The organism is Maribacter sp. C-4077, assembly GCF_055378385.1.
Window position 1 is genome coordinate 1,315,372 of sequence record NZ_AP038807.1, and the last position, 14,238, is coordinate 1,329,609.

Annotated in this window: 17 protein-coding genes; 9 read left to right on the forward strand and 8 right to left on the reverse strand. The window is 40.8% G+C overall.

Annotation, left to right across the window (positions count from 1 at the left end; genetic code table 11):
• The first annotated feature begins 48 nt into the window (after positions 1 to 48).
• From ACZ41C_RS05615 to ACZ41C_RS05635, 5 genes are all read left to right on the forward strand, one after another.
• Positions 49 to 927 (forward strand): cell division protein FtsX, encoded by an 879-nt coding sequence (locus tag ACZ41C_RS05615; RefSeq protein WP_138256943.1) that lies wholly within the window; start codon positions 49 to 51, stop codon positions 925 to 927.
• A gap of 9 nt (positions 928 to 936) precedes the next feature.
• Positions 937 to 1,200 (forward strand): DUF3098 domain-containing protein, encoded by a 264-nt coding sequence (locus ACZ41C_RS05620; RefSeq protein WP_464564888.1) that lies wholly within the window; start codon positions 937 to 939, stop codon positions 1,198 to 1,200.
• Position 1,201: 1 nt separating this feature from the next.
• Positions 1,202 to 1,999, forward strand: a complete 798-nt coding sequence (locus ACZ41C_RS05625) for an undecaprenyl-diphosphate phosphatase (RefSeq protein ID WP_464564889.1) — start codon at positions 1,202 to 1,204, stop codon at positions 1,997 to 1,999.
• Positions 2,000 to 2,019: 20 nt separating this feature from the next.
• Positions 2,020 to 2,718: a tRNA pseudouridine(55) synthase TruB gene (gene truB, locus ACZ41C_RS05630; RefSeq protein WP_464564890.1), complete on the forward strand. Its 699-nt coding sequence runs from the start codon at positions 2,020 to 2,022 to the stop codon at positions 2,716 to 2,718.
• Positions 2,719 to 2,798: 80 nt separating this feature from the next.
• Positions 2,799 to 3,524 (forward strand): energy transducer TonB family protein, encoded by a 726-nt coding sequence (locus tag ACZ41C_RS05635; protein WP_464564891.1) that lies wholly within the window; start codon positions 2,799 to 2,801, stop codon positions 3,522 to 3,524.
• Here ACZ41C_RS05635 and ACZ41C_RS05640 read toward each other — a convergent pair.
• From ACZ41C_RS05640 to ACZ41C_RS05670, 7 genes are all read right to left on the reverse strand, one after another.
• The gene (locus tag ACZ41C_RS05640) at positions 3,507 to 4,118 is read right to left on the reverse strand and encodes a thioredoxin family protein (RefSeq protein ID WP_464564892.1); all 612 of its coding nucleotides are present in this window, start codon (positions 4,116 to 4,118) and stop codon (positions 3,507 to 3,509) included. The genes ACZ41C_RS05635 and ACZ41C_RS05640 overlap by 18 nt on opposite strands.
• A gap of 322 nt (positions 4,119 to 4,440) precedes the next feature.
• Positions 4,441 to 4,809, reverse strand: a complete 369-nt coding sequence (locus tag ACZ41C_RS05645; protein WP_464564893.1) for a hypothetical protein — start codon at positions 4,807 to 4,809, stop codon at positions 4,441 to 4,443.
• A 105-nt stretch (positions 4,810 to 4,914) separates the two neighbouring features.
• Positions 4,915 to 5,796 carry a YitT family protein gene (locus ACZ41C_RS05650; RefSeq protein WP_138256936.1) on the reverse strand — a complete coding sequence of 294 codons (882 nt, stop codon included), beginning with the start codon at positions 5,794 to 5,796 and terminating at the stop codon, positions 4,915 to 4,917.
• Positions 5,797 to 5,807: 11 nt separating this feature from the next.
• Positions 5,808 to 7,214: a TolC family protein gene (locus ACZ41C_RS05655; protein ID WP_138256935.1), complete on the reverse strand. Its 1,407-nt coding sequence runs from the start codon at positions 7,212 to 7,214 to the stop codon at positions 5,808 to 5,810.
• 2 nt (positions 7,215 to 7,216) lie between these two features.
• On the reverse strand, positions 7,217 to 8,569 hold the full coding sequence (locus tag ACZ41C_RS05660; RefSeq protein ID WP_138256934.1) for an HlyD family secretion protein: 1,353 nt from the start codon (positions 8,567 to 8,569) through the stop codon (positions 7,217 to 7,219).
• A gap of 4 nt (positions 8,570 to 8,573) precedes the next feature.
• On the reverse strand, positions 8,574 to 10,241 hold the full coding sequence (locus ACZ41C_RS05665) for a peptidase domain-containing ABC transporter (protein WP_464564894.1): 1,668 nt from the start codon (positions 10,239 to 10,241) through the stop codon (positions 8,574 to 8,576).
• Positions 10,234 to 10,917, reverse strand: a complete 684-nt coding sequence (locus ACZ41C_RS05670) for a TetR/AcrR family transcriptional regulator (protein WP_138256932.1) — start codon at positions 10,915 to 10,917, stop codon at positions 10,234 to 10,236. The genes ACZ41C_RS05665 and ACZ41C_RS05670 overlap by 8 nt, the downstream gene beginning before the upstream one ends.
• Positions 10,918 to 11,163: 246 nt before the next feature.
• Between ACZ41C_RS05670 and ACZ41C_RS05675 the strand changes: the two genes are divergently transcribed.
• From ACZ41C_RS05675 to ACZ41C_RS05690, 4 genes are all read left to right on the forward strand, one after another.
• Entirely contained in the window at positions 11,164 to 11,541 is a 378-nt protein-coding gene (locus ACZ41C_RS05675; RefSeq protein ID WP_138256931.1) for a hypothetical protein, read from the forward strand.
• A 124-nt stretch (positions 11,542 to 11,665) separates the two neighbouring features.
• A complete protein-coding gene (locus ACZ41C_RS05680) occupies positions 11,666 to 12,244 on the forward strand; it encodes a DNA-3-methyladenine glycosylase I (protein WP_138256930.1) in 579 nt (192 codons plus the stop codon).
• On the forward strand, positions 12,231 to 12,812 hold the full coding sequence (locus tag ACZ41C_RS05685) for a hypothetical protein (protein WP_464564895.1): 582 nt from the start codon (positions 12,231 to 12,233) through the stop codon (positions 12,810 to 12,812). Before ACZ41C_RS05680 ends, ACZ41C_RS05685 begins: the two co-directional genes overlap by 14 nt.
• Positions 12,799 to 13,491, forward strand: a complete 693-nt coding sequence (locus ACZ41C_RS05690; RefSeq protein ID WP_464564896.1) for a DUF2490 domain-containing protein — start codon at positions 12,799 to 12,801, stop codon at positions 13,489 to 13,491. The genes ACZ41C_RS05685 and ACZ41C_RS05690 overlap by 14 nt, the downstream gene beginning before the upstream one ends.
• Here ACZ41C_RS05690 and aat read toward each other — a convergent pair.
• Positions 13,480 to 14,115: a leucyl/phenylalanyl-tRNA--protein transferase gene (gene aat / locus ACZ41C_RS05695; RefSeq protein WP_464565709.1), complete on the reverse strand. Its 636-nt coding sequence runs from the start codon at positions 14,113 to 14,115 to the stop codon at positions 13,480 to 13,482. The two genes, ACZ41C_RS05690 and aat, sit on opposite strands and share 12 nt — an antisense overlap.
• Positions 14,116 to 14,238: the final 123 nt, after the last annotated feature.

Genomic DNA, 14,238 nt, shown 5'->3' on the forward strand with positions numbered 1-14,238 from the left:
TGATTCAATTCACATTACTTTTCTATTTTTACATGCCGATACGTTACTATGAGCAAAGCATTTGAAAGATATCAAAGAAGGAAATTGATCTCGTCCTATTTCTCGGTCGTATTGAGTATCGCCTTGGTACTGTTTCTTTTGGGCATTTTGGGATTGCTGGTCCTAAATACCAAAAAAATGGCGGACCGATCCAAGGAGCAGATTACCATTTCCATTTTTTTAAAGGAAGATGCCAAGGATATGGAGGTGGAGCAATTGCAGAAAACATTGGCAATGTCTGAATATACGAAGTCGGCCACCTATGTATCCAAAGAAGAGGCCGCAGCCCAGCACAGCAAGGAAATAGGGGAGGATTTTGTGGATTACTTGGGCTACAATCCGCTTAAGAATTCCATAGACGTTAAATTGAATGCCGATTTTGTCACGGCCGAAAAGGTCGCGGAAATAGCCGCCACCCTGGAAGAGAAAAGTTATGTGGACGAGGTAAGCTACGATCGGGTATTGGTAAGTATGGTCGCCAAGAGTGTAGAAAAAATAGGATTTTGGATTTTGGTGGCTAGTGCCATTTTTACCGTAATCGCGGTATTATTGATCAACAGCTCCATACGGTTATCCATCTATTCCAAAAGGTTCATTATCAAAACCATGCAAATGGTAGGGGCCACAAAAAGCTTTATTCGAAAGCCCTTCCTATGGCAGAACATCAAATTGGGTATGTTGGGGGCGCTCCTTGCGCTTTTGGCCATTGCAGGGGTAATTTATTACGTGAACACCAATTTTCAGGACTTGGGACTTTTGGAAGACCCTATCATCCTGGTTATTCTCCTGGTTGGTGTGTTTCTTTTGGGAATTGTTATCTCCCTCCTCAGCACCTACTTTGCCACCCAGCGTTTCTTAAATCTCAGAACAGACGAATTATATTACTAAATTTGCCAAATGAGTAAGAAGGACAAAGTAAACCAGAACCCTAGACGGGAATTTATTTTTCAGAAAAAGAATTACCTTTTCATGTTCATTGGCGTTGCGTGTATCGCCTTGGGATTTATACTGATGAGTGGCGGTGGTAGTGATGACCCAAACGTTTTTAACTCGGAGATCTATAATTTTAGAAGAATCCGCCTGGCACCTACCTTGGTATTGATTGGCTTGGGAATAGAGGTCTACGCCATATTATTGAATCCTCACAAAAAGAAAGACTAAGTTGGATATTTTAGATGCAATCATACTCGGAATCGTTCAAGGTTTGACCGAGTTTCTTCCAGTTTCCTCTAGCGGACATTTAGAATTGGGCAAGGCAATTTTGGGCGACAATTCCGTTCCCGAGGAAAGTTTGCTGTTTACAGTGGTGCTGCACTTTGCCACGGCTTTGAGCACCATTGTGGTGTTTAGAAGGGACATTGGGGAAATCATTAGGGGACTATTTCAATTTTCATGGAACGAGGAAAGCCAATTCAGTGCCAAAATCATCGTTTCCATGATTCCCGCAGTTTTGGTGGGCCTGTTTTTTGAAGAACAGTTGGAGGCTTTTTTTGGGGGTAATGTTATGTTCGTTGGTTTTATGTTGTTGATTACGGCCGTATTGCTCTATTTTGCCGATAAGGCGAAGGACACGGATAAAAAGGTAGGCTTTGGGAGTGCCTTTGTCATAGGAATTTCCCAGGCCATTGCCATGCTGCCCGGGATATCAAGGAGCGGGGCCACCATATCCACATCGGTACTTTTGGGCGTGGACAAATCAAAATCTGCCAGGTTTTCCTTTTTAATGGTGGTACCCCTGATATTCGGTAAAATCGCCAAGGACCTGTTGGGGGGCGAACTTACGTTTAACGGCGAAAACAATATGGCCATGGGAGCCGGATTCTTGGCCGCCTTTGTTGCAGGACTGGCCGCTTGTACCTGGATGATTCAACTGGTGAGAAAAAGCAAGCTTTCTTATTTTGCCATCTATTGTCTAATCGTGGGCCTAATTGCTATCATCTTCGGAATTGCAAACCCATAAACCTTAAATACAAAACCTTAATGGAGACCTTGACCAAGGAAGATTATTTGAACGGTCAGCTATTACTTATAGACAAGCCTTTGGGCTGGTCCTCATTTCAGGCGGTGAACAAGTTAAAATGGGCGATCCGGAAGAAATTCGGACTTAAAAAAATAAAGATTGGCCATGCCGGTACGCTAGACCCCTTGGCCACAGGACTACTTATTATCTGTACCGGAAAGTTCACCAAAAGAATTCCGGAGTACCAGGGTCAGACAAAGGAGTATACCGGCACTATTACCTTGGGCGGTACCACACCTTCCTACGATTTGGAAACGGAAATTGATGAAAAATTTGCCATAGACCATATTACGGAAGCGCAAATCATTAAAACAACTTCAGGGTTCATTGGGGAAATCGAGCAGGCGCCGCCTGTTTTTTCGGCCATAAAAAAAGGTGGTAAACGCTTGTATGAATACGCAAGGGAAGGAAAAGATGTCGCCATCAACAAAAGAAAAGTGCACATCCATTCCTTTGAAATAACGGATGTTCGATTGCCTGAGGTCGACTTTAGAATCTCCTGCAGCAAAGGAACGTATATACGTTCCATAGCGCATGATTTTGGCAAGGCCTTGGGCTCTGGCGGGCATCTCTCCGGGTTGAGAAGAACCAAAATAGGCGATTTTAACGTAGATATATCCCAGGACCCATCGGATTTATCGGAACGGATTTTGCAGTAATCGTTATATCGATGAATTTTTAGTAAATTCCCGTTCGTCGATTTACTGAAATATTTTTGGGAAAAATCGGTTATATACACATGAATCTCAACAGACAACAACTCTCTTTTTTGATTACCCTGTTTTCTATGGGTATCGTTGTCTTGACATTGTACAATATCCATTTGGGCGGCCAAGAGGAAGATGATGACGACTACGTGGTTGAGATGGTATTGGAAGAACCTGAGGAACTTACAAAGGAGGAGGAAGAATTGCTGGAAGAACTTGCCAAGACCGAAGCCATAAAAAGTCATATGGCCTTCAATGAAACGGCCAAACCGAATGTTGGCAATCCGGAGCCTTTGCAAACTCTAGAGGAACTCATGGAGGAAAGGGCCATGGAAAATAATGGGGAACTGGCCGAAAACCTTATGTCTGACGGCGATTTTGTTGAGCGTGTTAAGGAACTCGCAAAGAAAAGAGAGGAAAAAAAGCAACTATTGGGTGAAAAAGAGGCAAAAAAAGAGGAATACACCAACTACCTCGCGGAAAGGCGTACGTCCATTTCCTTTTCCTTGATCGATAGAAACGGATACCGTTTACCCCCACCTATTTATACGTGTATTGAAGGCGGAAAAGTAGTGGTGAATATAGAAGTCAATAACCTTGGTCAAGTAACCGATGCCAGTTTTAACGAAAAAAGCTCCGGCACTTCAAACGGCTGCTTGGTAGACAATGCCATTGCCTATGCCTATAAGGCACAATTTAGCGTTTCCGATAAGCCAAGTCAGAAAGGCACGATCACGTATCTATTTCAAGGAAAGTAGGAGTAAAAGGTCCTCCAGTATACTCTGTCCCTTATCCTTATTGTACCATATCTGAAGCTGCTCCCTAAAGGCAGCGGTCAAAGTACCATGCTCCTTTTCAAAGGCCTCTACCAATTGGGTCGCGTTGGACGAACGGGGACCCCAGGTACCAAGAACCCTATTGGATTCAGGTTCAAGTTGTACGAGTTTTGGAATGGACCATGCACCATTGGTCAAAAATTGCCGCATAAGCTGCGGATGTTCGTCCCTTAAAATGATTTTAAGGGAAATGTTGGGATTGATTTTTGCAATCTTGTTCATAACGGGCAATGCGGGCGATGCGTCCCCGCACCAACTTTCCGTAAACACCAACCAATTTACCTTATTTGGGAAGGATTTCAAGAGGCTCACAGATTCCTCGGAAAATTTTAAGGTCTTATCCCATCGCTGCATGCGCTTTGCGTTCAACTTGGTATAGTTTATATAAGCCTCTGTAGCATCCTCTCCCGTAGATTTTCCCTCGCTTGCCAAGCTCTGCACCAACTGCGAATATTGATTATATGTAAAAGCGACTTCAAGTGCGTTGGCCAAAGATGTCTTTGTAAATACTTTCATCTGTATATTTTTATTGTTTTTCATAGGTCAGATGCAATTATTCACATCGCTGTTTATTGTATTTCCAAAAGGTGTTCATGAATCTTTGATTTAGTTCATTATTTACTATTTGCTTTTCAGCGGTATTCATGAAACTTCGTTTTCGCCAATAACCATCCCGGTTGGTATCAAGACTTGTTATGGCTCATTTCATAGTATCGTAAATTCAAAATTGATTGGTTGGGAATATTTACCAAACCTTACATTTTATTATGGACAAAAGAAAGGGCCGGTCTTTAAAGAAGAAACAAGACCGGCCCAAACTAACCAAACCAAACAAAACTCACATTCCCAAATAAGGATTAAAATTCTTTGGCAAATAAAGTGAGGTATCAAAACCAAGGTCTACCTCATCCTCATCCTCCATAAGTATTAACGAATCAATGTTCAATTCCATACCAAAATAAGGGTCGAAATCCGGGGACAGAAACAGGTAGGGGTCAAAACCAAGGTCTACCTCATAGTCCACCTCTATTAATGACGGTCCCTCGTTTATTAACAACTTGGGGGTGCTAAGGGCTCTACAATCCAATAGTTCGCATTCCTTGGAGACCTTGCTATGTATAGGTTCAACGTTTTGATCTAGCTCCTTGGCATGGACCATTGAAAAAGTTACACACGAAATCAACAAAAAATAAAAATTATTCTTCATATATATTATTAATTAATACTGTGCAAAGATAGTGACAGCAAGAAGAATTTAAAATATTTACTATGTTAATTGAGTGTTAAACTTTCTTTTTTAATAGTATTACTATTATTTTATATTTCTCTTTTTGATCATCCCACCCCGTGTGTCGTTTATCTTGCTCATAACTACGAAGGCCTTTGGATCTATTTTGGATATTTCAATATTCAATTTCCGAATTTCCAACCGCGTAATTACCGTAAAAAGCACATCGTATTCGTTATGAGCGCCATTCTTTCCATATCCTCCCTTTGCGGGATAAATAGTCACTCCCCTTCCCAAAACATTGATGATCATATCCCGAAGCTGTTCGCTATGATCTGAAATTATGGTAACCCCTGTGTATTCCTCGATACCTTCTATTACAAAGTCCAAGGTTTTGGATGCCGCTAAATAGGTTAACATGGAGTACAGGGCGGACTCCACTGAAAGCAAATACGCTGCGGCCATAAAAACCAAAACATTGATGAGTATGATGATGTCCCCAATGGTCGTTCCCATCTTCCTACTCAAGTAGATGGCCAAGATTTCAGTTCCATCCAATACACCACCACCCCGAACGGAAAGTCCTATACCTGCGCCAAGAAAAAAACCACCGAAAACGGCTACCAAAAGTTTGTCTTGGGTAACTTCTGGGAAATCCAATGTTACCAAAACAAAAGCTAAACCAACAATGGCTATGGTGGTCTTAATCGTAAATTGTCTTCCTATGACCTTATATCCCAAAAAAATGAAAGGTATATTAACAAGAATGATCAGTACATACAAAGGTATTTCATAGACCTCAGCCAAGAGTAAGGAGATACCCGTTGCACCACCATCAATAAATTGATTTGGCAATAGGAAACTTTCCAATCCAAATGCGGCAGCGAGAATTCCGCCTAACAAAAAAAAGGCGTCCTTGACAAATTGCTTAAGATTTGGGCCTATATGTACATTTGATAATGCCATAAACGGGAAAATTAAAGATTCACGGGATTCACGGCCAAACTGTTGAAAAGCTTTGCCTTGGCCGTATAATATTTATTCTGGACTTCATTCTGTTTCAGTACCGCATCGATAAGTTTACTTTCCCTTGAATTTATTAGGAAAAGAGAGCTCTCACCAAAACTGAACTTTCGTTCTTCGGCCGTCAATAGACTTTGATAGTTTGTAACAATATCCAAAATCAAACGGTTTTGATCTTCAAATGAATCCAACTCATTATATATGGCTATTACCTTATTTTGTATGGCCACCTCTGCATTGTCATATTCCAACCGTGCATCCTGTAATTTGATTTTCGCCAATCGTAAATCGCCGCGTTCCTTTCTAAGGAATAAAGGCAACTGAAAGGTTACTCCTCCTTTGTAATAATCAGTCTGAAGTGAATTTGCCAATTCCGGAGTTTCCGTTAGCAGGTTATAATCTACATCAATGGTAGGCAGGAGTTTATTTGTTTTCAATCTTTTGTCCACAATGAGTCCATCGACCTTAAACCCCAGACTTTTCAATTTTGGGTGGTTTTCCAAGGAAAAACTGTCCAAGGGTTTGCCTAAAATTTCAAAAGTTTCATCGATTTCCAAGTCCAGATTGTCCTCTGGGATTACATTGGACTGCAAATTCACAGGGATATTATCGCCCAACCAAAGGAAATTAGAAAGTTCCATAGATTTGTTCACCAAAGTAACCCGTGCCTGTTCCAGTTCCAAGGCCCTATTCTGTACCGCAATTTTCGCTTCTACCGTATCAATGGCGGCGATATCACCTGCAAGGGCACTCTTTTTTATTCCTGTAAAACGGATCTGGGCATTTTCCAAAAAATTCGAATATACTTGACTATCCCTATAGGCCTGTAACCATTTAAAGTAAGCCAAAGAAGCATCGAACAATATTTGGTTCACGAGCAAATCCCGGTCTGCTTTACTTTGTTCCCTGAAAAACTTGGCTTGTTTTAGGGTTGCCATACGTTCGTTTATCCAAGAACCACGTCCAAGTGATAGGGAGATACCAGCGCTATACAGTCCGTTTTCCGGTACGGATTCCTCGGGGTTTATAAACTCGCCCTCATTCTGCTCAAAATTACCCTTGAGTTCTATACCATACCATGTGGGTATCTTGAAGGTAGCGTTTAAACGGTCATAATACTCTGTACCCTTAAAATCCTTACGTTCGTAGTCCACATCCAACTTGGGGTCAAAACCGCCCCTTGCCTTTAACAAGTTTGCCTGACCCGTACTTAAGGCAAGTTCCGCCTGCTTGGCAATAGGATGAAATCTTTTGACATATCCAAGATATTCGTTGAACTTAAGGACCAACGTATCGTTTTGCTGCCCATTTACCAAAAAACTACAGAAAAATAGTAGTATTAGGATAAAATACTTATTCATAGTTATTTTTTGACCGGTTCCGCTTTCGCCCCCTCCGGTTGGTAATAATTTGGAGGGAAGCCATTCAATTGTCTCCATAGTTCAAACCAAATAGGAACATCATCCAATAAGGCTATAGTATTGGCACCTGAACCCACTCTAAGATCTTTCGGCCATGGATGGTCCTCAGGATCTGGGGCCAACAAAATTCTGTATTTTCCATTTTCGCTGATGAACGTTTCAATGGCAACGACAACCCCTCCATAGGTACCGTAGGATACATTTGGCCATCCGCTGAAAATAATGACGGGCCATCCGTCAAATTCTATTCTTGCTTTCTCTCCTAGGTGCATCAATGGCAAATCTATGGGCTCTATAAAGGTTTCCACCGCCATATCATATTTTGCCGGCATAATGCCTACCAAACGATCTCCTTCTTTAAAGGTCTCTCCTATACCAGCTTGAATGGCCTTGTTTATAAATCCGCTTTGCGGTGCCCTAATATAATAGAGGTCGTTGCGGATGGAATAATTGGTAAACTCGTTCTCTAACTTGGTCACCTGTGCCTCAGAATCGAACTGACTGGACTGCGCAGTAAACTTATCGCTACGGGCCTTTGCAATCTTATCAGCATATTCTGCCTGTACCCTTGTGATTTCCACTTGGGCATTCAAAACTTCGTTTTTACTGGCCAACAACTTATTTTCCTGTGAGATCAGTTTCGCTTGGGTTTCCTGCAACTTCAATCTTTTTTCCTCTACATCGGTTACGGCCTTAAGGCCTTCAGACTCCAATTGGGTGGTACGGTCAAATTGTCTTTGTGCAATGGTGATGTTAGTCTTTGCAGCTTCCAAGTCAATACTATCGCTCTGTACTTTCAACCTTGCCTGAAGCAATTTGTTCTGTGCCTGTTCCAATTTCAAGGAGAGTTCCTTGTTCAAGGCACCTATCTGGGTTTCTAGTGCCTTCACTTTTTCCTGATATGAGGTGACAGACATTTCCTTTGCTTTGATCTGCATTCCGGTTCGCTCCACCAACCTTGGATCAAAATATTCGTTTTTTACTTCGGATATATGTAATATGGTATCCCCTTTTTCCACAAAGTCGCCCTCTCTTACAAACCACTTCTCTATACGCCCAGGAATTGGTGATTGTATGGTCTGAGGCCTTTGATCGGGTGTTAGGGTGGTCAAAAAACCCCTTCCGCGAACGTTCTGGGTCCATGGTAAAAAGAGCATGATAATAAAGATTACCGCTAGCACAATCAGAAAACGGTTGAAATGTTTATTGTACTTGTGTTGGCTGACCCTTTGCACAGCTTTGTAACCCGATAGGTCCACGCTTCTATTTAATACGGTTTTAGATATATTCAACATAGCGCTATTCGTTGTTTAAAATTTTACCATCGGCCAAATTGATTATACGGCCACACCTAGTTACCCATTTTGGGTCATCACTTACGACCATTAGACTCCATGGCCTATCCGGATGGGTGAGATAATCCATAATGCGATCCGCCTCTTCAGCATCGAATTGATCTAAGGGATCGCGAAGAACCAGTAGCTTGGGCCGTTTGACCAAACTTCTGGCCAACACAATTTTCTTGGCAACGGTATAGGAAATTTGCTTGCCTTCGGGAAAAATCATGGTATCCAGGCCATTGTCCATTTCCCTAACGATATGGCTAAGTCCCGTAACCTCCAAAGCCCATAAAATATCCTCCTTAGGTATGGTAGTATCATTAAAGGTTATATTGTTCAACAATGTACCTTCAAAAGGAGTCTCCAACTTTAAGGATTGCCCCACTTTTGACCTAAAGTGATTTACGTTTTCTGCCTTTAGTCGTACACCATTTACAAAAATATTTCCTTTAGTTGGCTCTATGAGTCCGGAAACAAGATGTAAGACACTGGATTTTCCGGCGCCATTCGTACCTCTTATCAATATTCTGTCCTTTGGATTTATCTGAAGGGAAATACCATCCAAAATGGGCTTTTGCCTGTCCGGTACCGAGTAGGTAATAGTATCGAGCTCTACTTTAAAATCCTCTTGGTCCAGAAGTTCAAGGTCCTTCTGCTGAGGTTCTATTTCCATATCGACCACCTGTCCCAATTTTTCAAGAGCGGTCAACACATCATAAAAGGACTCTAGACCAACGATTAACTTTTCTACGGAACTAATAACCAGTAGGATTATAATTTCCGCAGCTACGAACTGGCCAATATTCATTTCCTGATTGAGTACCAAAAGTCCACCAATGATCAATAGTCCCCCAGTAACCAAAATTTTGAAACCTACCATTTGGATAAACTGAAGCACCAAAATTCTAAAGTGGTTTTCCCTTGCTTTTAGGTAACCTTCGGTCAGATAGTCGTTCTTTTCAAGGGCGTGACTTGTCTTCCCCGATAATTTAAAGCTTACGATACACCTGGCCACTTCCTGAATCCAATGGGCCACCTTGTACTTTTGTTTGGATTCCAGTAAACTTGTTTCAAGACCCTTTGTAATGGTGTACTTAAAGACCACATAGATCAAACCCAACAATAGAATTCCGTAGGCGATAAAAAACGGATGATAAAGACTTAACAGCAATAGACCGAAAATAATTTGAAGTAATGCTGTGGGAAAGTCAATCAATAATTTTGAAATTCCTTTTTGTATGTTCAGTGTATCGAAAAAACGGTTGGCCAGTTCCGGTGGATAAAAATTACGTAGTTCTGACATTTTTATCTTTGGAAAACGATAGGCAAATTCAAAGGAACTTCTAGTAAATATTTTTTGTTGGATATTTTCAATGATACGTATCTGCATCAATTGGAGCGCTCCTTGAAATGCCACGCCCAAGGTTACCAAAATCACGAGGATAATCCAGGAGGTAGTTACCTGTGCCCCCTGAATCAAATTGATTATGGCCTGTATTCCCAAAGGCAAGGTCAAACTGACCAAACCGGCAAAAATTGCATAATAAAATACTTGGCGGACATCCTTTTTGTCCAATTTTAGCATCCTTATTAAGCGTTGCCATGCGGTAATTATTTTTTTAGCCATTAGTGTGATTTAAAACGTTAAAGACTAGGTCGGTCAAATATTCTGTAGGTGTAACTTCATCACCACAATCCGTCATCGATGAAAAATGATCTTTTAAGAAGTGTTGGTGCAGGGCACCTCCTAATATGGTACTCGCCAAACTGGATGGGTACTTGTAGCTTGGATTGTACTGCTTTATCATTTCACTTAACCTTTTTGCCAATCTCTTATAGCTGGCAAAATAACCTTCCTTATCTTCCTCATCCACCTCTTTGGTCAAGTAGGATTTTGAATACTCGTTAATGACGATTCTATTTAGAAGAACCTCATTGATATGGGAAAAATTGGAGTCCTCCGTGATTTCCCTGGAGATCATATAAATGGCCTTGGTCAGTTTTTCGCCAGGCTTTGGAATGTTATGGGTAGCAAAAACAAGTTGGTATTCCATCCATCCCCAGTACCATGAAGTGAGATACAATAAAAGCTTGTGCTTGTTCTCAAAGTAGCGATAAATGGAACTCTCATTGGAACCTATTCTTTCGCCCAATTTTCTAAAATTGAATTTTTCGAATCCAAGCTCTCCCATCATAACGATACTCATCTTTACAATGGACTTCCCAAGCTCAGACGATTCCGGGTCTTTGACAAATAACTTATCGTTCACACGAATTTTTACACCTTGAAACAGCTCTTCCATTCCATAATTTTAATAGTTATTACTGGCGAATATAATAGCAATACTATCACAAAATAAAAGTTTAACTTTTTTTAACAGAAGTAATGCTTTTATGATAATTGGATCTTTTATTTTTGAAATAAGAAATAACAGGTGTTATTTTATGGATATGATAATTTGAAAAGTTTATAATTTCGAATTTCATATAGTTCATGGAAATTAAACTGTTTTAACAACCTAATTTGTGAACCTTAAATTGATTGTATTATGAAACATTTAGTATCATTTTTAACATTGTTTTTAGTGTCTTTTGGTGTTTTTGGACAAACCGAATCTGCCGACGTTAAGGTTGGGGATATTTTTACCATACAAAAAAGTACGAACCTACCTTTTGACCATATTCATTTTCCAAGGGCAAATTTCATCATAAAACGTGGTGGCGTTGCCAATTACAAAAGCCTGGATGATGTAAAGGTCAAAGTGGTAAAGGTAATGGAGGATGACATGGTCCAACTTACGGCCGTTGATGGCAAGAAATTCTTTAACTCCTATAAATTTGTAAAGGCCGATATGGCGAAAGCACTGGAAGCAGGAGAATTGGAATATCTTGATTTGAGAAGCAAAACCACCGTAGCGAACAATTAGTCCTGCTTTAAAGAAAGTAACATTTGTTTACTTCCCTTAAAATAAAAGGTAATAAAAACAAAAGTCCCGCCGCAAAAATACTTGTGGCGGGATTTTTTACTTTTGTCCCTCATGTATTTTTGATATGCACAGTGATAAAACAGAAGTAAAAAGGTGTGGGTGGTGCTTGGGAGATGCCTTATACGAGGCCTATCACGACACGGAATGGGGCGTTCCGGTTAAGGATGATGCCACCTTATTCGAGTTTCTCATATTAGAAACATTTCAAGCCGGCCTAAGTTGGATAACCGTTTTAAGGAAACGTGAAAATTTCAGGATTGCCCTGGACAATTTCGACTATAAAAAAATAGCCCGGTACGATCAAAATAAAATAAACGAACTTTTAGAAAATCAAGGTATCATAAGAAACAAACTGAAGGTATATGCCACTGTTTCCAATGCCCTTGCATTTATTAAAATACAAGAGGAATTTGGAAGTTTTAGTAATTATTATTGGGGGTTCGTAGCCAACAAACCCGTTAAAAACAAAGTCGAAAATTACAGGGAGGCCCCTGGGACGACACCGCTTTCGGATACCATTAGCAAAGACCTCAAAAAAAGGGGCTTCAAATTCGTTGGAAGTACCGTGGTCTATGCCATGATGCAAGCTACTGGGATGGTCAACGACCACGAAAAAAGTTGTTTTAGATATGAAGAGCTATAGTTTACTTACATTATTGATTCTTATTGGATGTTTTGTGAACGCCCAAAATAAATATGAACGGGAATACCGGATCAGAAAAAGCCAATTTCCTTCAACGGCAATGGACCTTATCGATGACAAGTTAGACGATGCTAAAAGAATCCGTTTCTACAGGGAAACGGACAGTACCAAAATCAGCTATGAGGCAAAGTTCAAAAAGGACAGGTTATGGTACAGTGTTGAATTTGATGAAGACGGAACCTTGGAGGATGTGGAAATACTTATCAAAGAAGTGGATATTCCATCGGACCCCTTGGAAAAAATATTGAAATATCTCGATAATTCCTTTACCAAATATCGTATCAAAAGAATTCAACAGCAATATCCTATTTCCAAAGAAGAGCCTACGGAGAAAACGATTCGGAATGCGTTTCAAAACCTGATCCTGCCCAGCATAAACTATGAATTCATCGTCGCGGGAAAAAAGGATAAGGAATACTTTGACTACGAGCTGCTTTTTGGGTCCGATGGTAGTTTTAAGAAAATGAGAAAGTCCCTACCTCCCAACTACGACCATGTCCTGTATTAAACGCATTTCCATACTACATGTTCTGATTGTTTTTATGGCCCCTTTCGTAAACTTGGCCCAGGACAAACTTACGGGCTATTGGAATCCACAGGTGGCCCTGAATTATGATGTAACGTCCAATTATTCCCACAACTTTTCAATTGAAAACCGGTCCTTTCTTTATAGGGACTCTCATGTTCAACTTACGGTTAGGCAAATGGACATCAACCATTTTTCCAATCTTAAAACAAGGGACAACCAAAGTGTTGGTTTTGGCATAAAATATAGAATCCGAAATTCCTTTGACAACAACGCCAACAATGAACTACGACTCACCCAACAGTTCAACGTCACCTTTAAAAATGGAAGTATCCGGTACGGAAACCGATTTAGATCTGAACAAAGGATTACCAGTGATAATACAGTACATAGATTTCGGTATCGGTTTGCGGCCGATTTCCCGTTGATGGGCGAAAAACTGGATGTTGGCGAACCTTATCTGGTAATCTCTACAGAATCCCTTTTAAGCGTGGGCAGATCCATGACCCCGGAATATGACCAAAGATTTACACCCAAACTGGGATGGGTGCTTAGTCCAACGACCAAATTACAAATAGGAGGTGAATACCGAGCGGAAAACTACACTGCGAGTACAGAATACGAACTGTTCTTTTTAACAGAACTTGTGCTAAGCCTTTAACTGTTCCATAAAGGATTCCCTAGAAATTTCCCTTGCCCCCAAACTTGCCAGGTGATCTGTGTACAATTGGCAATCTATAAGCTTGTAGCCCTTTTGCTGTAAATCCTGTGCCAGCCGGATAAAGGCGACCTTTGAAGCGTTCGAAACTTTACTGAACATACTCTCACCACAAAAAATATGGCCCAAATCTACCCCGTAAAGACCTCCCACCAAACTGCACTCTTCCCATACCTCATAGGATTTGGCAATTCCCCTTTCATGTAATTTGAGGTAGGCCGATTTCATTTCACGGGTAATCCACGTCCCGTTTTGCCCTTCCCGTACAATGGACGCGCAGTTCTCAACTACGCTTTCAAAACTGGTGTTTACGGTAACGCTAAAATTATCGGATTTAATAACCTTTCGCATGCTTTTTGAAATACGTATCTCTTCTGGGTAAAGCACCATTCTGGGGTCTGGGCTCCACCACAAAATCAGGGAATCCTCGTTGAACCAAGGAAAAATTCCACTGCTATAGGCGAGTAGCAATCTTTCCGGGGAAAGGTCACCGCCAACGGCCAATAAGCCTTCAGAATTTGCCTTCTCTACCGGTGGAAAATACAGTTCCTGGTCCAAAAAATAAATAGCATTTTGTCCTCGCTGCACTATAAATTCTTTTTTTTCAAATTACACAATAGCCCAAAAAAGCGAAAACTTGTTTAACCTTTTCAGGTCGAACAAGTTCCCGTATATCGAAGTAATTTTAAA